17 protein-coding genes are annotated in these 19,546 nt (G+C 47.4%); 1 reads left to right on the plus strand and 16 read right to left on the minus strand.

Translation table 11 applies throughout. The features are described from left to right. From dnaE to rpsB, 16 genes are all read right to left on the minus strand, one after another. Entirely contained in the window at nucleotides 1-3,480 is a 3,480-nt protein-coding gene (gene dnaE / locus CEQ32_RS07980) for a DNA polymerase III subunit alpha (protein WP_037429554.1), read from the minus strand. Nucleotides 3,481-3,597: 117 nt separating this feature from the next. Beyond that, nucleotides 3,598-4,227, minus strand: a complete 630-nt coding sequence (gene rnhB / locus CEQ32_RS07985) for a ribonuclease HII (RefSeq protein WP_088585821.1) — start codon at nucleotides 4,225-4,227, stop codon at nucleotides 3,598-3,600. After that, nucleotides 4,227-5,384 (minus strand): lipid-A-disaccharide synthase, encoded by a 1,158-nt coding sequence (lpxB, locus tag CEQ32_RS07990; RefSeq protein ID WP_088585822.1) that lies wholly within the window; start codon nucleotides 5,382-5,384, stop codon nucleotides 4,227-4,229. Before lpxB ends, rnhB begins: the two co-directional genes overlap by 1 nt. Before the next feature lie 133 nt (nucleotides 5,385-5,517). Next, on the minus strand, nucleotides 5,518-6,288 hold the full coding sequence (gene lpxA / locus CEQ32_RS07995) for an acyl-ACP--UDP-N-acetylglucosamine O-acyltransferase (protein ID WP_037416761.1): 771 nt from the start codon (nucleotides 6,286-6,288) through the stop codon (nucleotides 5,518-5,520). Further along, nucleotides 6,285-6,749 (minus strand): 3-hydroxyacyl-ACP dehydratase FabZ, encoded by a 465-nt coding sequence (fabZ, locus tag CEQ32_RS08000; protein ID WP_037416758.1) that lies wholly within the window; start codon nucleotides 6,747-6,749, stop codon nucleotides 6,285-6,287. Before fabZ ends, lpxA begins: the two co-directional genes overlap by 4 nt. Before the next feature lie 32 nt (nucleotides 6,750-6,781). Next, a complete protein-coding gene (gene lpxD / locus CEQ32_RS08005; protein WP_047534654.1) occupies nucleotides 6,782-7,807 on the minus strand; it encodes a UDP-3-O-(3-hydroxymyristoyl)glucosamine N-acyltransferase in 1,026 nt (341 codons plus the stop codon). A gap of 3 nt (nucleotides 7,808-7,810) precedes the next feature. Beyond that, nucleotides 7,811-8,308: an OmpH family outer membrane protein gene (locus tag CEQ32_RS08010; RefSeq protein ID WP_037416754.1), complete on the minus strand. Its 498-nt coding sequence runs from the start codon at nucleotides 8,306-8,308 to the stop codon at nucleotides 7,811-7,813. Nucleotides 8,309-8,373: 65 nt separating this feature from the next. Beyond that, nucleotides 8,374-10,854 carry an outer membrane protein assembly factor BamA gene (gene bamA / locus CEQ32_RS08015; RefSeq protein WP_037416752.1) on the minus strand — a complete coding sequence of 827 codons (2,481 nt, stop codon included), beginning with the start codon at nucleotides 10,852-10,854 and terminating at the stop codon, nucleotides 8,374-8,376. Nucleotides 10,855-10,885: 31 nt separating this feature from the next. Further along, complete coding sequence (gene rseP, locus CEQ32_RS08020; RefSeq protein WP_088585823.1) at nucleotides 10,886-12,256, minus strand: sigma E protease regulator RseP; 1,371 nt, start codon at nucleotides 12,254-12,256, stop codon at nucleotides 10,886-10,888. 51 nt (nucleotides 12,257-12,307) lie between these two features. Continuing rightward, nucleotides 12,308-13,498: a 1-deoxy-D-xylulose-5-phosphate reductoisomerase gene (gene ispC, locus CEQ32_RS08025; protein WP_088585824.1), complete on the minus strand. Its 1,191-nt coding sequence runs from the start codon at nucleotides 13,496-13,498 to the stop codon at nucleotides 12,308-12,310. A gap of 4 nt (nucleotides 13,499-13,502) precedes the next feature. Further along, nucleotides 13,503-14,360, minus strand: a complete 858-nt coding sequence (locus tag CEQ32_RS08030) for a phosphatidate cytidylyltransferase (RefSeq protein WP_088585825.1) — start codon at nucleotides 14,358-14,360, stop codon at nucleotides 13,503-13,505. Between the two features lie 20 nt (nucleotides 14,361-14,380). Next, entirely contained in the window at nucleotides 14,381-15,208 is an 828-nt protein-coding gene (gene uppS, locus CEQ32_RS08035; RefSeq protein WP_037416741.1) for a polyprenyl diphosphate synthase, read from the minus strand. An 82-nt stretch (nucleotides 15,209-15,290) separates the two neighbouring features. Beyond that, on the minus strand, nucleotides 15,291-15,848 hold the full coding sequence (frr, locus tag CEQ32_RS08040; protein WP_037416738.1) for a ribosome recycling factor: 558 nt from the start codon (nucleotides 15,846-15,848) through the stop codon (nucleotides 15,291-15,293). A 30-nt stretch (nucleotides 15,849-15,878) separates the two neighbouring features. Next, nucleotides 15,879-16,607, minus strand: a complete 729-nt coding sequence (pyrH, locus tag CEQ32_RS08045) for a UMP kinase (protein ID WP_037416734.1) — start codon at nucleotides 16,605-16,607, stop codon at nucleotides 15,879-15,881. Between the two features lie 70 nt (nucleotides 16,608-16,677). Further along, on the minus strand, nucleotides 16,678-17,529 hold the full coding sequence (gene tsf / locus CEQ32_RS08050) for a translation elongation factor Ts (RefSeq protein WP_037429566.1): 852 nt from the start codon (nucleotides 17,527-17,529) through the stop codon (nucleotides 16,678-16,680). 119 nt (nucleotides 17,530-17,648) lie between these two features. Further along, the gene (gene rpsB, locus CEQ32_RS08055; RefSeq protein WP_011071784.1) at nucleotides 17,649-18,377 is read right to left on the minus strand and encodes a 30S ribosomal protein S2; all 729 of its coding nucleotides are present in this window, start codon (nucleotides 18,375-18,377) and stop codon (nucleotides 17,649-17,651) included. Between the two features lie 309 nt (nucleotides 18,378-18,686). Here rpsB and map point away from each other — a divergent pair, with 309 nt between their 5' ends. Continuing rightward, nucleotides 18,687-19,484: a type I methionyl aminopeptidase gene (gene map / locus CEQ32_RS08060; RefSeq protein ID WP_037416730.1), complete on the plus strand. Its 798-nt coding sequence runs from the start codon at nucleotides 18,687-18,689 to the stop codon at nucleotides 19,482-19,484. The last annotated feature ends 62 nt before the right edge of the window (nucleotides 19,485-19,546 follow it).

Below are 19,546 nucleotides of genomic sequence, written 5' to 3' on the forward strand. Positions count from 1 at the left end.
TTACGATGGAAATACAATCCGCACTTTGTTCGGGCCGAGTAAACTTTCCAAGGCAAAGACCAACTCATCACTTGGGTTAACTCGCCAGGTTTCGGCCAATCTAAACTGCCCCTTGGCTTGAGCTTGGCTGTAGTTAATCAGCACTGGCACAGCGCCATTACGCCATGGACTGATTGCCTGCTCAATGCCCTCGAGCATATTTGGGGTCAGCTGCGATGCCTCTAAATCGATTTCCAATGCACTGGCAAAATGGCTACGCGCCTCACTGATATCGATGATATTGCGCGCCGTCATCCGGTTTCCACCGGCAAAATCATCAAAACTCACCTCACCTTCACAGATCAGGATCCGGTCCTTTTCCAGCAGGTGATTAAACTTCTCAAAGGCTTCAGTAAATAGCATCACCTCAAGCCGAGCGCTCTTATCATCTAAGGTCAGTAAGCCCATTTTCGAGCCGCGTTTAGTGAGCATCACCCTGGTCGCCACGACGAGGCCCGCCGCCTTAACGGTTTTACCCCGTTCGGTAGGATGCACATCCTTCAAGCGCCCAGAGGTGTAATGCTTAAGCTCTTTAAGGTATTGATTTATTGGGTGCCCAGTTAAATACAACCCTAATGTTTCGCGCTCGCCCTCAAGCCAAATTTTATCCGGCCACGGAGTACATTCAACAAACTGCTGCTTGCTGTCCTCGGGATCGCTATTAAGCAAACCAAACATATCATGCTGACCAATGGCCTCAGCCTTGGCGTGTTGGTCTGCTGCGCTAATGGCCTCGGGTAAGGTTGCCATCATCGACGCGCGGTGCGGTCCGAGGGAATCTAACGCTCCCGCACAGATAAGCTTTTCAATAACCCGTTTATTGAGCTTTTTTAGGTCGATACGGGCACAGAAATCGAATAAATCAACAAAGGGACCATCTTTACGCGCCTCTAAAATTGACTCAACTGGTCCCTCACCCACGCCTTTGATCGCACCAATGCCGTAGACAATTCGCAGATCATCATCAACGGTAAACTTAAATAATCCCTTATTCACATCCGGCGGAATGATGGTGAGCCCCATCCGCTCGCATTCATCCACTAAGGTCACAATTTTATCGGTGTTATCCATATCGGCAGACATTACCGCCGCCATAAATTGCGATGGAAAATGGGTCTTCAACCACAGCGTTTGATAGGAAACTAACGCATAGGCCGCAGAGTGAGACTTGTTAAAACCGTAACCAGCGAACTTTTCCACAAGGTCGAAGATTTTCATCGACAGCTCGCCGTCGACACCGTTTTTAATCGCGCCCTCTTTAAAAATACTCCGCTGTTTGGCCATCTCCTCAGGCTTTTTCTTACCCATAGCACGGCGTAACATGTCAGCGCCGCCCAAGGTATAACCTGACAATACCTGTGCAATCTGCATCACCTGCTCTTGGTACAAAATAATGCCGTAGGTGGGCGAAAGCAGTTCTTTTAAGGATTCATGCTGGTATTGAGAATCGGGGTAAGACACCTCTTCACGGCCATGCTTACGCTCGATAAAGTTATCCACCATGCCCGATTGCAACGGCCCTGGGCGAAACAATGCCACCAGAGCGATCATATCTTCGAAACAGTCGGGCTGTAGACGTTTAATCAAATCCTTCATACCACGGGATTCGAGCTGGAATACCGCAGTGGTTTCATAACGTTGCAGCAATCTAAACGAGGCTGGGTCGTCTAGCGGAATCGCTTCAATGCGTATTGGTGGACGGCCATTTTTAACCTCCACCTTGTTGATCATCTCTAGCGCCCAATCGACGATAGTGAGCGTTCTTAACCCCAAGAAGTCAAATTTAACTAACCCTGCGGTTTCCACGTCGTTTTTATCGAACTGGGTTACCGGGTTTTTACCTTCAGCGTCGCAGTATAGCGGCGAAAAGTCGGTGATCTTGGTGGGCGCAATCACCACGCCCCCCGCGTGCTTACCCGCGTTTCGAGTGACGCCCTCGAGTTTGCGGCACATGTCGATAAGATCTTTGACATCTTCATCGGCATCGTAGGATTCCTGCAATGCAGGTTCCACTTCAAAAGCTTTGGCCAGTGTCATCCCAGGCTCGGGTGGGATAAGCTTTGAAATGCGGTCGACAAAGCCATAGGGATGGCCCAGCACACGGCCGACGTCTCGGATAACCGCCTTAGCCGCCATGGTACCGAAAGTAATAATCTGCGATACCGCTTCACGGCCGTACAACTCAGCCACGTGGTCAATGACCTCGTCGCGTCGATCCATACAGAAGTCAACGTCGAAGTCGGGCATCGACACCCGTTCTGGGTTCAAAAAACGTTCGAACAGCAGGTCAAATTCGAGGGGGTCTAAGTCAGTAATCTTAAGGGCATAGGCGACAAGCGAACCCGCGCCCGAACCACGACCAGGACCAACGGGAATCCCGTTGTCCTTACCCCACTGAATAAACTCCATCACGATCAAGAAGTAACCAGGAAAGCCCATCTGGTTGATTACTTTTAGTTCTACATCGAGACGCTCGTCATATTCACCGCGACGCTCGGCGCGCACCTGTGGGTCGGGGAATAAGAATGCTAAGCGCTCTTCGAGCCCCTTCTTAGAGCGATCAACCAAATAATCCTCAATCGACATATCGCCAGTGGGGAAGTTAGGTAAGAAGTATTCGTTTAAACGAATAGTGACGTTACAACGCTTAGCAATTTCAACGGTATTGGCAAGGGCTGCGGGGATGTCAGCAAACAGCTCACACATTTCCTCTTCACTGCGAAGGTACTGCTGCTCACTGTACTTTTTAGGACGGCGTGGATCGGCGAGCGTAAAACCATCGTGAATCGCGACCCGTATTTCATGGGCTTCGAAGTCCTCTGGCTTTAAAAACACCACCTGATTTGTAGCCACCACAGGAATACCCTTTTCCTGCGCTAATCCCACCGCCATGTGCAGATAACGCTCTTCATCGGGGCGTCCGGTGCGTAACAACTCAAGGAAATAACGTCCCTCAAAATGCTGCTGATAGAACTCGCATAACGACTCAACCTGAGTATTGTTGCCCTTCAGCAGCGCCTTACCCACATCCCCTTCTTTGCCCCCAGACAGCAGCAAAATGCCTTGGTTATATGTGACCAACCACTCTTGGTCAATCACTACGCGACCTTGAACATGCCCGCGTAAATAGGCTTGACTGATGATTTGGGTGAGGTTTTGATAGCCCTCATTATTCATCGCAATAATGGTTAATGCGCAAAACTCGCCATCAAAACCAGGCACTTGCATCCAAAAGTCCGCGCCGATAATCGGCTTGATCCCTGCGCCATGGCAACCGCCGTAAAACTTCACTAGACCACAGAAGTTATTTTGATCTGTTAAAGCCACCGCCGCCATCCCATGCGCTTCAACTTGAGCAAGGATTGGCTTGACCTTAGCCACACCATCGGACATAGAAAAGTCACTGTGGACACGCAGATGCACAAAACGAGGATCGGACATAATTAGAATTATCTTTGAATAGCAGGTTAACAATCACTAAAAAAGCAGACTAGCAAAGTCACCGCTCTTGGGCTAGTGACTTTGCTCTCAAGCTGAAGTGAAAACACCCAATCGGTGTTAACGCTCCAGTAATGCCTTGACGGGTTTGAAACTTTTACGATATTGATCGAACACACCATGCTCGGCGATGGCGTCAAAATGCGCCTTAGTTGGATAGCCCTTATGCTTAGCAAATCCATACTGTGGATAAGCGGCATCGAGGGCATCCATCTCCCGATCGCGGGTCACTTTGGCAATAATCGAGGCTGCACTGATGCTGGCAATCAGGCCATCACCCTTGACTATGCTATGGCTCGCCAAAGACAGCCCTTGGTGAGTAAACGCCGGACTGCGATTACCATCGACTAAAACTAACTCGGGCGCACGTGCAAGCCCTGCCACCGCGCGCTGCATGGCAAGCATAGTGGCATGCAGGATATTCAGCTCATCAATTTCCGCAGGACTTGCCCGCCCCACATGAAAGCTTAAGGCTTTTTCACAAATCTCATCGAATAATGCCTCGCGGCGCTTCTCGCTGAGCTTTTTAGAGTCATTTAAGCCCCAAATAGGTCGATTAGGATCGAGGATCACCGCAGCGGTGACGACATCGCCAACGAGGGGACCGCGACCAACCTCATCGACACCAGCCACTAACACCGATGCAAAAGCAGCGATCTCGGTGTCGGTCAGCGTCTTAAATACCGCCATTAGTTCACATCCTTAACATCAACCAGAGCCAAAACCGCCTCGGCCGCCTTTTGGCTGGCATTACAACGCAGCAGTTGATGCAAACGTTCAAACTCGGCTTTAATTGGTGCAAAGTCGCGGTTAAGTTCAACGCCAACCGCGGCAGCTATTTTCTCTGGCGTGCAATCATGCTGAATGAGCTCTGGTACCACATCTCGCCCCGCTAATAAATTTGGCAGCGAGAAACGATTCACCTGCATCATGCTCTTGGCAATACGATAGGTCAGTGGACTCACGCGGTACGCCACCACCATTGGGCGTTTAATCAGCATGGCCTCTAACGTCGCTGTACCCGAGGCGAGTAAAATACCATCGGCAGCGGCCATCACTTCGCGTGACTTGCCTTCCACCATGTGAATTTCTAAATCCGGCGCATAATCTTTTAACGCTTGTTCAAACTGCTCACGGCGCTTTTGATTCACTAAAGGCGTCACAAAGCGAATATCGGGAAATTGCTGCTTGATAAGTAGCGCCGCCTTCACAAAGGGCTCAGCCAATTGCTTTAGCTCACCGCCGCGCGAACCAGGTAAAATCGCGAGATATTCAGCCTCAGGATCTAACTCCAGCAATTGACGCGCACTTGCTTTATCACTCTCAAGCGGAATGTCGTCGGCTAAGGTATGACCGACAAAGGTACAAGGCACTTGATGCTTATCGTAGAAGGCTTTCTCGAAGGGCAATAATGACAGTACCATATTAGTGGCCTTGGCGATTTTAAAGATCCGCTTAGGCCGCCATGCCCACACCGAAGGACTCACATAGTGAACGGTTTTAATCCCCTGAGCCTTTAATTTAAGCTCGAGACCGATATTGAAGTCCGGCGCATCAATACCGATAAAGCAATCAGGCTTAAGCTCGGTGATGGACTTAATTAACGAAGCTCGGACATGGAGCAGGCGTGGCAGGCGCGATAGCACTTCAACTATCCCCATCACGGCTAATTCTTCCATCGCAAACAGGGATTCGAAGCCTAAGGCTTCCATACGAGGTCCACCAATACCAACAAAACGGGCATTGGGATGTGCTTTTTGCAGCGCGGCCATCAAACCCGCACCTAAAATATCGCCGGAGAGTTCTCCGGCGACCATTGCAAACACTAATTGAGATTTTTTGCTCATAAACCAATCATATCTGACAAGTGAATGGCACCGCAGCGATAACCTCTGCCATGGCATTTTCTAACGCAGAATGTCACAAGCAGTGCCTATGAATGGCATAGTCTAGAGTCGAAACTCTTAACGCATCATGCCGCTAACGAATAATGCCGCGACCCGAAGATTTGACAAACTCAACGAGCAACTTAACTTGCGCGTCATTTTGTGCATCTTCGGCAAGTGCCTCAACCGCTTCTTCAACCGTCAGGCTGCTACGATATAAGGTTTTATAAGCGCGGCGCACCGCTAATTGAGTTTCCTTAGAGAAACCTCGGCGCTTCATACCTTCGCTGTTTAAGCCGCGAGGGATAGCTGGTTGTCCCGCAGCCATTACAAAGGGTGGCACATCTTGTAATAATAACGAACATCCCGCAGTAAAGGCGTGAGCACCAATATGCACAAACTGGTGAACGCCAGTCATGCCACCGAGAATCGCCCAGTCACCGACATGCACATGGCCTGCGATAGACGCATTATTGGCCATAATTACGTTATTGCCGACCACGCAGTCGTGGGCAATGTGCACGTAGTTCATAAACAGGTTGTTTGAACCAATACGGGTTTCGCTATTGTCTTGAACCGTTCCACGGTGAATAGTGACATGCTCACGGATAACATTGTTATCGCCAATGATAAGGCGTGTAGGCTCACCTGCGTATTTTTTATCTTGGCATTCTTCACCCACAGAGGCGAATTGAAAAATACGGTTGCCTTTACCTATCACCGTTGGCCCCTTCACCACCACGTGGGAGCTTAACCAACAATCGTCGCCAATCTCGACACCCGCGCCCACATAACTCCATGGACCTATGGTGACATTTTTACCAATTTTTGCATCGGGATGCACAAACGCTAATGTATCTATCACTGATTAATCTCTCTGCGGGCACACATGATTTCAGCGGAACAAACCACTTCACCATCCACTTTGGCCTCACCATAGAAAACGCCAATCCCGCGGCGCTCTTTAATCATTTTGACTTCAAAATGGATTTGATCACCGGGTTCGACTACACGTCTAAAACGTGCATTATCGATACCCGCAAAATAATACAACACACCAGGTGGTGGCACATCGTCACTCATGGTCTTAAAAGCAAGCAGACCAGTGGCCTGCGCCATGGCTTCTAAAATCAGCACGCCGGGCATCACAGGCTGGATCGGGAAATGCCCCTGAAAGAAGGGCTCATTAATCGTCACGTTTTTAATCGCATGGAGACTCTCACCGGGGGTGAAATCCAGTACGCGATCGATTAATAGGAATGGATATCTATGGGGCAGATACTTAAGGATCTCCGAAATATCCATAGTGTTCATTTGATTAGACACGAACCTAGTTCCTCAAAATTGCCTTAGGGCAATTACTCTGGTGTATTTAAATTTTTTTCCAACGTCTTCACGCGCTGGAACAGTTCATCCAATTGACGGAAGCGAACTGTGTTTTTACGCCACGTTTTGTTATCCATAGCAACCGTGGCTGATGAATACAAACCAGGCTCACGCATATTACCAGTAATGTTGGTCGCGCCAGAAATATGCACACCATCGGCAATGGATAAATGGCCAGCAATGGCACAATTTCCACCAATAATACAGTACTTACCAATAGTGACACTGCCCGCAATCGTGGTACTGCCTGCGATAGCTGTATTTTCACCAATAATATCGTTATGGGCGACCTGCACTTGGTTGTCGATAATCACACCATTGTGGATTTCTGTATGGCCTAATGCACCGCGGTCAATCGTTGAATTAGCACCGATTTCGACGCGATCACCAATGCGCACACCGCCAGTTTGAGGGATCTTAACCCACTGTCCGCGCTCATTAGCGTAACCAAATCCATCAGAGCCAATAACGGCACCGGAATGAATAATACAGTCTTGGCCTAAATGGACATTGTGATACAGGGTGACATTGGCCCATAAACGGCTATTTGAGCCTATGATGGAGTCTTGTCCAATCACAGTACCCGCACCAATTTGTACATTTTCACCGAGGATAACATTGGCACCAATCACCACATTAGCACCAATTGCCACGCCTTCACCTAACTGGGCAGAAGGGTCAATTTGCGCTGAGGGATGAATACCCATCGCTGCCTTGGGCGTGGTATCTAACAACTGCGCCACACGAGCAAACCCCACATAGGGATCTTTTACAACTAACGCAGTGCCAGGATAGTCCTGCGCATCTTTAGCCGACAATAACACCGCGCTCGCTTGAGTTGACTCAAGCTGAGCACGGTATTTGCTGTTGGCTAAAAAAGAGATTTGTCCCGCTGTGGCATGTTCAAGCGTTGCAACACTGTTGATCACTAAGGTTTCATCGCCTTGGACAACGCCATCTAATATCAGGCTTAGCTCTTTTAAAGTCACACTTTTCATCAATTACTTGCCTTTGCTTAAGGCTTCAACCACTTTGCCACTGATGTCAGCATTTGGCTTAACATAAATGACTGCACCACGCTGTAAAACTAAATCGTATTTTTCTTTTTCAGCGATAGTGTTAATGGCTTTTTGAACCTTAACTAACAGTTTGTTTTGCTCTTCGCCTTGGCGACGACGTAAGTCCTCATCCAACGCCTTACCTTTCAACTGATATTCAGATTTTAGCGCTTCCATTTTACGAACCAGCTCAGTTTTTTGCGTGTCATTCATTAACGCGCCATCACGTTGCTGCTTCTCCATTAGAGAGCGCATTTCTTCTTGCATTTTCTGAACTTCAGACATGCGATCACCAAACTCTGACTTCAGAGACTGCATGATTTGCTCACGTTGAGGTAACTGCTCAAACACAGCGCCCATATCAACTACAGCAATATTTTCCGCCTGCGCAGCTAAAGGTGCACCTAATAAAGCTAACGTCACCAGGGCACGGTTTACCATCTTGTTCAAAATAGACTCCTTGTTACCTTTGTTATATTCAGCAAAACTTGCCGAGTGTATGCCTTTTAAAAAGTTTTGCCAATATTGAACGAGAAGATCTCTGTTTGATCGCCTTCGTACTCTTTAATCGGCCATGCCAAGCTGAATACCATAGGGCCCATTGGTGATAACCACTGTAAGCTTACCCCCCAAGATGCTCTTATACGCGCAGGGTCACTGTAGTCTTGTAACTTATCAAACTCTTCAGCGGGTAAGGTTTGATATTTCGCAAAGTCAAACTCGGTATCCCACACGTTACCGGCATCGAGGAAGAAGCTGGTACGTACAGAGTTGGTATAAGCCTCATCCAAGAATGGCGTCGGTACAATAAACTCTAAACTCGCAGTTGCGATAGCGTTACCACCGATTGAACGGCCAGAGCTTACCTGAATACTGTTTGGATCGCCCGGTAAACTACAACCATCGCCCGATGGATCCGGCGCACAGGGTTCACTTCCACGGAAAAGATAGAAGGAACGCGGACCAACGGAGTTAGACTTAAAGCCACGCAGTGAAGTGCTACCGCCTGAGTAATAGTTTTCCCAGAATGGTAGGATCTGGTCATTATCGTTAAATTGACCATAACCATTACCATAGCCTAAACGACCACGTGCCAAGACCACAAAACTTTGACTGCGGTTGAGAGGGAAATAGTAGTTGGTATCGAAGTCAGTCTTGAAGTACTGCAGATCTGATCCAGGTACAGTCATCTTACCGCTTAAACGCTGTGATGAACCGTCTGTTGGGAAGGTTCCTCGGTTTAAGGTACTGCGATACCAACCTAAACTCAGCTCAAAGTTATCAAAACTTAAGTCTGCATTTGGATCATCTTCACGGTAAATATTGTAGAAACGCAGCGCCTGTTCATAGGCAGAGATTTCTGAAATCGTGTTATGACGATAACCAATACCGCCGTTGATACGGTTGTATTCGTTAATCGGGAAACCAGAGTTTAGCGCTACCCCATAGGAGCTGTTTTTATAGCGTTCAAGGTTGGCTTCGTTTGCATCGAACTCGTTCCAGTAAACACTACCGCCTAAGCTCACACCATCTTTAGTCCAATATGGATCGGTGTAAGATAAGTTGACGTTTTTAGAGTACTTGTTGGTACTTAAACTCACACCCGCTTGGTTACCCGTGCCGAGGAAGTTATTTTGCTGCACACCAAACTGTAGGCTTAGACCTGATTCAGTACCATAACCGACACCGGCGTTAAATGAGCCAGAAGGCTGCTCTTTCACCTTAACCGCTACATCGACTAAATCGTCAGTACCAGGCACTTGAATGGTCTCGGTATCGACGGTCTCGAAGAAGCCTAAACGGTTTAAACGGGCTTTAGATTGCTCAACCTGCGCTGAGTTTAACCAAGCACCTTCCATCTGACGCAGTTCGCGACGCATCACTTCATCTTTAGTGACAGTATTACCGGTAAAGTTGATGGAGCGAACATACACTCGCTTACCAGGTTTGATATTGATGTTTAAGGTCACTTCCTTGGTCTTATCATCAATTTCAGGGTAGGTTTTCACTTCAGGGTAAGCGTAACCGAAACGGCCTAAGTATTTGCTGTACATCTCTTCGGTGAAGGTCACATCACCGCCGTTGTACATATCGCCCGCCTTGATAGGCAGAATCGATTTCATCAACTCTTCACGACCCATCAGATCGCCCGTGAGGTTAACGCCTTTTACCTTGTACTTCTCACCTTCATTGACGTTGATAGTGATGTACAAGCCTTTACGGTCTGGGGTCATCGCCACTTGAGTCGAGGTAACTTCAAAGCGAATATAACCCTTGTTGTGGTAATAGGTTTTAATCGTCTCAAGGTCGGCTTGAAGCTTTTGCTTCTGATAGCGACGCTCACCAAACAGATCCCACCAAGCCACATAATCTTTCAGTTCTAACATGCCGATAAGCTCAGCATCAGTGAACTCATGATTACCGACCACGTTAATTTGGCGGATTTCGGCCGCTAAACCTTCAGTAAATTTGAACTTAAGTTCGACACGGTTACGAGGCAAGTTAATCACCTGCGCCTCGACTTTGGCGCCGTATTTGCCCACGCCGTAGTAGAAGTCTTGTAATCCCTTCTCGATGCCAGTCAGCATTGTGCGGTCTAAAGATTCGCCGACTTTAACGCCTGAGCCGTCCAGACTTTCCTGTAACTGCTCATCTTTAATGTCTTTGTTGCCTTCAAACGTCACAGCACTGATGGTTGGTCTTTCGGTGACTTTGACAATCAACACGCCGCCATCATGACTGACTGAGATATTCTCAAAGTTAGTTGAGGCATACAGGCTTTTAATGGCTTGCTGAATTTTTAACTGATCTACAGTGTCGCCCACTTTCACTGGTAAGCTTAACAAGGCAGCACCCAGTGCGACTCGCTGCAAACCTTCAACTTGGATGTCGGTCACTTCAAAGGGTTGGAAAGTATCCGCCAACACAGTCCCTGAAAACGACGCACCGACGAATAACATCGAGGCAAAAAGTTTATTCAATCTCATAGAGCACTTCTAATTATTAGTCTGTCCTTGCTCAGAGTCGGGCAAAATCATTGAAGAGCGCAATGCTCATCAACATCAGCAGTAATGCTGCCCCAAATCTGAATCCTATTTCCTGTACTTTTTCAGATACAGGCTTACCAGTTATTACTTCAACGAAGTAATACAGCAGGTGTCCCCCATCGAGCACAGGCAATGGCAGCAAGTTAATGATGCCTAAATTGACACTGATAAGCGCGAGGAAACCGAGAAAGTAAACCAAGCCGTAGTTTGCACTATTGCCCGCACCCTGTGCGATTGAGATAGGTCCACTTAAGTTTTTCACTGACACATCGCCAGTAAATAATTTACCAATCATCTTAAAGCTCACGACAACAAGTTGCCATGTTTTATCGGCTGCGATAGCAAAAGATTCGATTGGCCCATATTCCAGCTGTAATCGCATATTGTCAGGCCATTGTGCCTGAGCTGGGCTCACCCCAAGCACGCCGACATCTTTACCATCGCTATTTTTAACACTTGCTGGTGTCACAGAGATGGCAAATTGCTCGCCATTACGGCGCACGGTTAACTCCACAGGCACATTGGCAGAATGCTGAATAATGTCAACAAAAGCTTGCCAATCGGTATATTGCTGGCCATTGATAGCCACTAAGGTATCACCGACCTTCAGATCACTCTTAGCCGCTGCACTGCCTTCACTGATGAGCGCAATTTGTGGCTCAATAGCAGGGCGATACACGCCCAAGCCCAGTGCCGTGATCGGTGACTCTTTCTCAGGGTCGAAACGCCATTGACGGGTGTCTAAAGTGTAAGTACGAGTATCGGTATTAAGTCCCTGTAAACCGTTAAGGGGCGCAAGGGATAGTGTTAAACTATCATCACCAATATGGCCAACAAGCGCCAAATTGACTTCTTCCCAATTCCGTACCGACTGACCTGAAATCGCCGTCACTTGCATCGGCTCAGTGACTTGGATTTGTGCCGCCGCAGTGCCAGGTGTCGTTGAGGTAATGACTGGCTTTAGCGATGGCACACCAATTAAATACGTAAAATACAGTGCGATAATCGCAAAAATAAAGTTCGCAATGGGGCCAGCCGCCACAATGGCTATGCGTTGCCACACGCTTTTACGGTTAAAGGCCTGATCTTTTAAGTTATCGGGGACATCTTCAACACGCTCATCGAGCATTTTGACATAGCCACCCAGCGGGATCATGGCAATAACATATTCAGTACCATCTTGACCGACTTTGCGCCAAATCGCCTTACCAAAACCAATAGAAAAACGCTCAACTTTCACACCACAGCGGCGCGCAACATAGAAATGGCCGTATTCGTGGGCAGTAATTAACAGCCCAAGTGCTACGATAAAAGAACCTAAGTTCCACAAAAAATCTAACATTCCACTCCTTACGTCATCAGTAAATCCACTCAAGCCTCGTCAACAAGAGGCCTAAGCAAATTTCGCTAGTAATTCACGGGCATATATCCGTGTTTGTGCATCGAGGGCAATGATATCTTCGATGCTGGTCATCGCCCGTTTAGGCACCGACGATAAACAGGCTTCGTTCACCTTGGCGATATGGGTAAACCCAATCTTGCCTTGTAAAAACGCCTCCACAGCGATTTCATTGGCCGCATTGAGTACCGTAGTCGCTTCTTGCCCTTGGGCACAAGCGGCAATCGCTAAAGCCAAACAGGGGAAGCGATTAAAGTCTGGCTCACAAAAGCTTAACTGTCCGACTTTGAAAAAATCCAAAGGTTCAACACCGGAGCGAATTCTTTGCGGATAGGACATACAATGCGCAATTGGCGTACGCATATCCGGGTTACCCATCTGCGCGATCACACTGCCATCGCGGTATTGCACCATAGAATGAATAACACTTTGCGGATGAATAACCACCTTTAGTTGATCTTTTTGGGTATTGAACAACCAGCGCGCTTCGATAAACTCCAAGCCCTTATTCATCATAGTGGCAGAGTCGACCGAGATTTTCGGACCCATTGACCAATTTGGATGTTTGCAAGCCTGTGCTGGCGTCATTGCCGCAAGACTTGACAGCTCGGCGCTTAAAAATGGACCACCAGAACCGGTGAGCAAAATATGGGAAATACCTGACGCCGCTAAATCACAGCGCCCTAAATTAGCCTGCACTTCTTCGGGTAAGCATTGGAAAATCGCATTGTGTTCACTGTCAACCGGCAACAACGTGGCGCCAGAGCGTTTCGTTGCCTCAATAAACAGTTCGCCGGACATCACCAGCGCCTCTTTATTGGCGAGCAATACCCGCTTACCCGCCTTCACCGCAGCCAGTGTCGGGACTAAACCCGCCGCGCCGACAATCGCAGCCATCACGGTATCAACCACTGAGGAGGTGACTAAGGCAATAAGCTCATCCTCGCCACTTGTGACTTGGATATTAAGCGCCGCGGGTAATTGCGTCTTGAGTGCTAATGCAGCATTAGGGTCGACCATATGGGCGACCTGCGGGCGATGGGCTAAACACAGAGCGAGCATCTTGTCGACACTCGCATTTGCCACTAAAGCATACACTCGATAGGCTGAAGGGTTGGCCGAAATCACACTTAAGGTACTGGCACCAATCGAGCCTGTCGCACCCAAAATCACCATATTTTGCATAGCGTTACATCCAAAATGCAATGTAGATTAGGGTAAACACCGGCAAGGCTGCTGTCAGGCTGTCGATGCGGTCGAGCACGCCGCCATGTCCAGGCAAAATCGTGCCCGAATCTTTAATGCACGCAGCGCGTTTAAACATACTCTCTGATAAATCGCCAAGGGCTGAAATCAGTGCCACAAAAATGGTCACCGCAGCCACTAAGCCTAACTCCTGCTCAGGGGATATATACATAACACCAGCAACAACAATTAGTGTAGTCACTAGGCCACCAAGCAAACCCTCTAAGGTTTTAGCTGGGCTAACTGCGGGCATAAGCTTAGTTTTACCGACAGCTTTGCCCACAAAATACGCCCCAGAATCCGCAGCCCAAACGATCAACATCACCAATAATACTAGCGATGCCCCATAGTAAGGCGATATTTGCGAACTAATCGATTTAAGGGCAATCAGAGCCACAAAACAAGGTACTAAAGTCAATTGTCCAAACATGGACTTTAGCATCGGACTCTTTTGCCACAATTTGGCGCTTTTAGGATAAGTGACCACCAGCAGCAGTGACACCATCCACCACAAAGTACCTATGGTAACCACGGCAAGATAAATGGGATGAATTTGCCCCCTAAGCCAAATGGTGTCGGCGGGAACAATTAAATTAAGCGCGATCAGTAAAATACCGACCGTGCAAGTAAAACTCCATTGGGTGACATCACATTGACTATCGATGATCCTGCCCCACTCCTTAGCGGCGATCAGAAACACGGCGATCAAGGCCCAAGCAAAGTACTCAACGGGGAGTAAATAGATTGCTCCCAAAACTAATGGAATCAACCAAATTGCTGTTATTATACGTTGTTTTAGCAAAAAAAATCCCTCATGACGTTTTACAATGCGCGCATCTCATCAATTTGACTTCCGGTCAAACCAAAACGGCGCTGGCGACTGGCAAACGTGGCAATCGCTTCATGAAAAGCCTGTTCATCAAAATCAGGCCAAAGGGTGTCCAAAAACACCAACTCAGCATAGGCAGCCTGCCAGAGTACAAAATTGCTGATCCGGTAATCCCCACCCGTACGGATCATTAAATCAACTTCACTCTGATTTTGCATGCACAAATGTTCACTCAAGGCTTCTTCGGTGAACTGACTGCTGGTCATTTCGCCAGTTTCAACCTTTTCAGCTAACTTTTGCGCAGCTTGCAGTATGTCCCAACGACCGCCGTAATTGGCCGCCACATTCAATATCAATCCCGTATTGCTCGCAGTTTTCGCTTCTGCGGCACGAATTTGCTTTTGTAAACGCGCAGAAAAGCGACTGATATCGCCGATGATATTCAATTTGACCTGGTTTTTATCGAGTAACTTAATTTCCCGCTGCAATACGGTAAAAAACAGTTCCATCAATAAGCTGACTTCTTTATCGGGTCTACGCCAATTTTCGCTAGAAAACGCAAATAGCGTCAGCGATTGTATCCCTAACTGGCTGGCCGCGCTCACCGCACGTCTCACCGCTTTAACCCCAGCCTTATGCCCCATCACTCGTGGCTTGCCCTGGATTTGGGCCCAACGTCCATTACCATCCATAATAATCGCAACATGCTTAGGTAATGACTGTTTAACGAGTTCGGGTAATATCTCCGGTAAGCTTGTCTGAGCACAAGCATCCGCCTCAGTCGGCCTAGATTGCGGATCAAATTCCACTGTGGATGACATCTAATACAACCCTTTAAAATAGACAAACGCCGTGTAGTATACCCCTACACGGCGTAGCAACTCTAGCTTATAGCGCTTGAGATTAGACTTCCATCAACTCAATTTCTTTGGCCGCTAAAATCTCATCGACCTTCTTAATGTGAGCATCGGTGAACTTTTGTACTTCCTCTTCGAAGCGGCGAACATCATCTTCAGTGCATTCTTTAGCTTTTTCGAGTTTCTTCACGTCAGAAATCGCATCGCGACGTACGTTACGAATCGCCACTCGACCACCTTCGGCCTCAGCACGTACTACTTTGATAAAGTCTTTACGACGCTCTTCCGTCAGTGCGGGTAATGGGATACGTAAGGTTGCACCCGCTGACATAGGGTTTAACCCTAAATCAGAGCTCATGATCGCTTTCTCAACCGCTTGGATTGCACTACGGTCAAATACGGTTACTGACAAAGTACGTGCATCTTCAACACCCACGTTCGCCACTTGGTTCAGTGGTGTCATAGTGCCATAGTAAGATACTTGGATTGAGTCCAGTAGGCTTGGGTGTGCACGACCAGTACGTACTTTAGCCATTTGGTTTTTGGTCGCGTCAACGCATTTACCCATGCGCTCTTGAGCATCTTTTTTAATATCTGCAATCACGTTAAATGTCCTTCTTGGTCATTGAATAACTTATTTCGCTTTGATCATTGTGCCTTCTTCTTCACCCATGACCACTCGGCGCAGGGCGCCAGGTTTATTCATGTTGAATACTAGGATTGGCATGTCATGGTCACGCGCCATAGTAAAGGCTGCTAAGTCCATTACTTTTAATTCTTTATCCAGTACTTCAGTGTACGTTAAGTCATCGTACTTCACTGCTTCTGGATTTTTCATCGGGTCGTCAGAATAAACGCCGTCAACTTTAGTGCCTTTTAGCACGACTTCTGCTTCGATTTCAATGCCGCGTAAGCAAGCAGCAGAATCGGTAGTGCAGAATGGATTACCAGTACCCGCAGCAAAAATCACCACACGGCCTGATTTTAATAAGCTGATCGCCTCAGCCCAATTGTAGTCGTCACACACCCCTTTTAATGGGATAGCCGACATCAGACGAGCATTAACATAGGCACGGTGCAGGGCATCACGCATGGCCAAGCCGTTCATAACCGTTGCCAGCATACCCATGTGATCGCCCACCACACGATTCATGCCCGCTTTTGCTAAGCCTTCACCGCGAAATAGATTACCACCACCAATGACCACACCCACCTGAATGCCTAACTCTACCAGCTCTTTGACTTCTTGAGCCATGCGATCTAACACTTTAGGATCGATGCCGAAGCCTTCGTCGCCCATCAGTGCTTCGCCACTTAATTTTAGAAGAATGCGTCTAAATGCAGGTTTTGGATTGGTGCTCATAATTTTTATATCCTGGTCATAACAAGACCGCAGCCATTGCTGCGGTCTTGGGGGTATTTAGCGTTGGCGATTAAGCCTTTTTAGAAGCAGCGATTTGAGCAGCAACTTCAGCTGCGAAATCTTCTTCTTTCTTCTCAATACCTTCACCCACTTCTAAACGAATGAAGTTAGTGACTTTCGCGCCTTTCTCTTTCAAGAATTCGCCAACAGTTTTCTTTGGTTCCATGATGTAAGCTTGACCAGTCAGAGAAATCTCACCAGTAAACTTCTTCATACGACCAACAACCATTTTCTCTGCGATTTCAGCAGGTTTGCCTTCATTCATAGAGATTTCGATTTGCAGAGCTTGTTCACGAGCGACTACGTCAGCTGGAACGTCTTCTGGGTTAACGTATTCTGGCTTAGAAGCGGCAACGTGCATTGCGAGGTGCTTCAGAGTTTCGTCATCAGCGTCACCAGTTACCACTACACCGATACGCTCACCGTGACGGTAAGAAGCTAATTTAGTGCCGTCGATGTACTCAACGCGACGAACGTTGATGTTTTCACCGATTTTAGCAACTAGCGCAACACGGGCTTCTTCGAATTGGGCTTTTAAGTCTTCTAAAGTCACTTTAGACGCTGCAGCAACGTCTAAAACAGCATTAGCAAAACCTAAGAAGTTTGCATCTTTAGCAACGAAGTCAGTTTGGCAGTTTACTTCTAACAGTACTGCAAAACCTTCACCGTTTTTGATCAGGATAGTACCGTCAGCAGCGATGTTACCTGCTTTCTTAGCAGCTTTAGCAGCACCAGACTTACGCATGTTGTCAATTGCTAACTCCATGTCGCCGTTGGTTTCTTCTAACGCTTTTTTACAATCCATCATGCCTGCGCCAGTACGCTCGCGCAGTTCTTTAACTTGGGCAGCAGAAATTGCCATTGTTAAATCCTCTCTAAAAAATCGACTAATTTGCAGATATAAAACAGGGGCCGAATGGCCCCTGTTAACCAATCAAAATCTTGGTTAATAAGGGTGATGAAACTCATCCCGCCTTATTATTATTCGGCTTCTACGAAACCGTCTTGCTCAGCTTGAACAGCTAAATCTTGACCACGGCCAGCGTTAGCTGCTGCAGCAACAGAAGTAGTGTACAGGCGAATAGCACGCATCGCGTCGTCGTTACCAGGAACGATGTAGTTAACACCATCTGGCGCAGAGTTAGTATCAACAACTGCAACAACAGGGATACCCAGGTTGTTAGCTTCTTTAATAGCGATATGCTCGTGGTCAGCGCCGATAACGAATAATACGTCTGGCAGGCCGCCCATGTTCTTAATACCGCCTAAAGATTTTTCCAGCTTTTCAAGCTCACGAGTACGCATCAGCGCTTCTTTTTTGGTCAGCTTGTCGAAAGTACCATCTACTGATTGGCTTTCCAGTTCTTTCAGACGTTTGATTGACTGACGAACGGTTTTCCAGTTAGTCAGCATACCGCCTAACCAACGGTGATCAACATAGTACTGATCACAAGAAATAGCAGCTTCTTTGATCGCTTCGCCAGCAGCACGTTTAGTACCAACGAATAATACTTTACCTTTCTTTGAAGCAACGTTGCTGATGAAAGCCAGTGCTTCATTGAACATTGGCACAGTATGCTCAAGGTTGATGATGTGAACGCCGTTGCGAGCACCGAAAATGAATGGCTTCATTTTTGGGTTCCAGTAACGGGTTTGGTGACCGAAGTGGACACCGGCCTGGAGCATATCGCGCATTGAAACTGTAGTCATTTCTATTACCTTAAAATTTAGGGGGTTAGACCTCCACGTATCCCATGTCTTCGACCCCGCAGTTAACAGCTGAGGGCACCCCGAAGAATGTGTCGACACGTGTGTGATTTAGTATTTAGATAAATTGCCATGTATAATGGCCGCCATCTTTAGTTTTGCTATCGCCCAAAAGCAGATAAAGCTGAGCTTGGGTAATTCATCAAGACTTAAACATAACGGCGCGCTTTATACCATAAATAGCCCTAAAGCACAAATTTTTGCATTAGGTTGATCGCGCCAATAGACACCGAAGACACAAGAGAAAACGCAATGAGTATAGTCATTAAGACAGCAGAAGAAATCGAGAAAATGCGCGCGGCAGGTAAACTGGCTGCACAAGTATTAGAAATGATCGCCCCTTATGTTAAGGCGGGGGTCACCACTAATGAATTAAACGATATCTGCGCCAAATATACCGAAGAGCAAGGCGCGATTTCTGCCCCGCTCAACTACCATGGTTTTCCTAAGTCGATTTGTACTTCGTTAAACAACGTCATTTGCCACGGTATTCCGAGCGATCGCGTTCTCAAGGATGGCGATATTCTCAATATCGATATCACCGTCATTAAAGACGGTTACCACGGCGATACCTCTAAAATGTTCTTAATCGGTGAAGTCAGCCCTAAGGATAAACGTCTGTGCCGCATCGCCCAAGAAAGTCTCTATCTTGCGATCCGTAAAGTGCGTCCGGGATTAAAATTAGGTGAAATCGGCAATACTATTGAAAAATTCATCAAAGCCAGCAAAACAGGCCTTGAGAAATATTCCATCGTGCAAGATTATTGTGGCCACGGTATTGGCGCGGGTTTCCATGAAGAACCCCAAGTGATGCACTACCGTAATGGTGACAACACCATTTTACGCCCAGGTATGTGCTTTACCATTGAACCGATGATCAACGCGGGTCGACACACCACTGTGCTAGATCGCGATGATAATTGGACGGTGACCACTTCCGATGGTAAAAACTCAGCCCAGTGGGAACACACATTATTAGTGACCGAAACCGGTGTTGAAGTGCTGACGCTGCGCGATGAGGAAGATTTTCCGCGGATCATTAATCACTAATGACAATTGTTAAACTATCCATCAGGTCATATTGGAACTTGGTGGGTAGCAAATATTTTAAC

It is taken from the genome of Shewanella sp. FDAARGOS_354 (assembly GCF_002209245.2).
Lineage (GTDB): Bacteria > Pseudomonadota > Gammaproteobacteria > Enterobacterales > Shewanellaceae > Shewanella > Shewanella xiamenensis.

What these genes read in the sequence shown, in the direction of transcription:
- dnaE (WP_037429554.1), bottom strand. Translation starts at nt 3,480, where the DNA reads ATGTCCGATCCTCGTTTTGTGCATCTGCGTGTCCACAGTGACTTTTCT.
- rnhB (WP_088585821.1), bottom strand. Translation starts at nt 4,227, where the DNA reads ATGGCGGTATTTAAGACGCTGACCGACACCGAGATCGCTGCTTTTGCA.
- lpxB (WP_088585822.1), bottom strand. Translation starts at nt 5,384, where the DNA reads ATGAGCAAAAAATCTCAATTAGTGTTTGCAATGGTCGCCGGAGAACTC.
- lpxD (WP_047534654.1), bottom strand. Translation starts at nt 7,807, where the DNA reads ATGAAAAGTGTGACTTTAAAAGAGCTAAGCCTGATATTAGATGGCGTT.
- CEQ32_RS08010 (WP_037416754.1), bottom strand. Translation starts at nt 8,308, where the DNA reads ATGGTAAACCGTGCCCTGGTGACGTTAGCTTTATTAGGTGCACCTTTA.
- bamA (WP_037416752.1), bottom strand. Translation starts at nt 10,854, where the DNA reads ATGAGATTGAATAAACTTTTTGCCTCGATGTTATTCGTCGGTGCGTCG.
- rseP (WP_088585823.1), bottom strand. Translation starts at nt 12,256, where the DNA reads ATGTTAGATTTTTTGTGGAACTTAGGTTCTTTTATCGTAGCACTTGGG.
- ispC (WP_088585824.1), bottom strand. Translation starts at nt 13,498, where the DNA reads ATGCAAAATATGGTGATTTTGGGTGCGACAGGCTCGATTGGTGCCAGT.
- uppS (WP_037416741.1), bottom strand. Translation starts at nt 15,208, where the DNA reads ATGTCATCCACAGTGGAATTTGATCCGCAATCTAGGCCGACTGAGGCG.
- pyrH (WP_037416734.1), bottom strand. Translation starts at nt 16,607, where the DNA reads ATGAGCACCAATCCAAAACCTGCATTTAGACGCATTCTTCTAAAATTA.
- tsf (WP_037429566.1), bottom strand. Translation starts at nt 17,529, where the DNA reads ATGGCAATTTCTGCTGCCCAAGTTAAAGAACTGCGCGAGCGTACTGGC.
- rpsB (WP_011071784.1), bottom strand. Translation starts at nt 18,377, where the DNA reads ATGACTACAGTTTCAATGCGCGATATGCTCCAGGCCGGTGTCCACTTC.
- map (WP_037416730.1), top strand. Translation starts at nt 18,687, where the DNA reads ATGAGTATAGTCATTAAGACAGCAGAAGAAATCGAGAAAATGCGCGCG.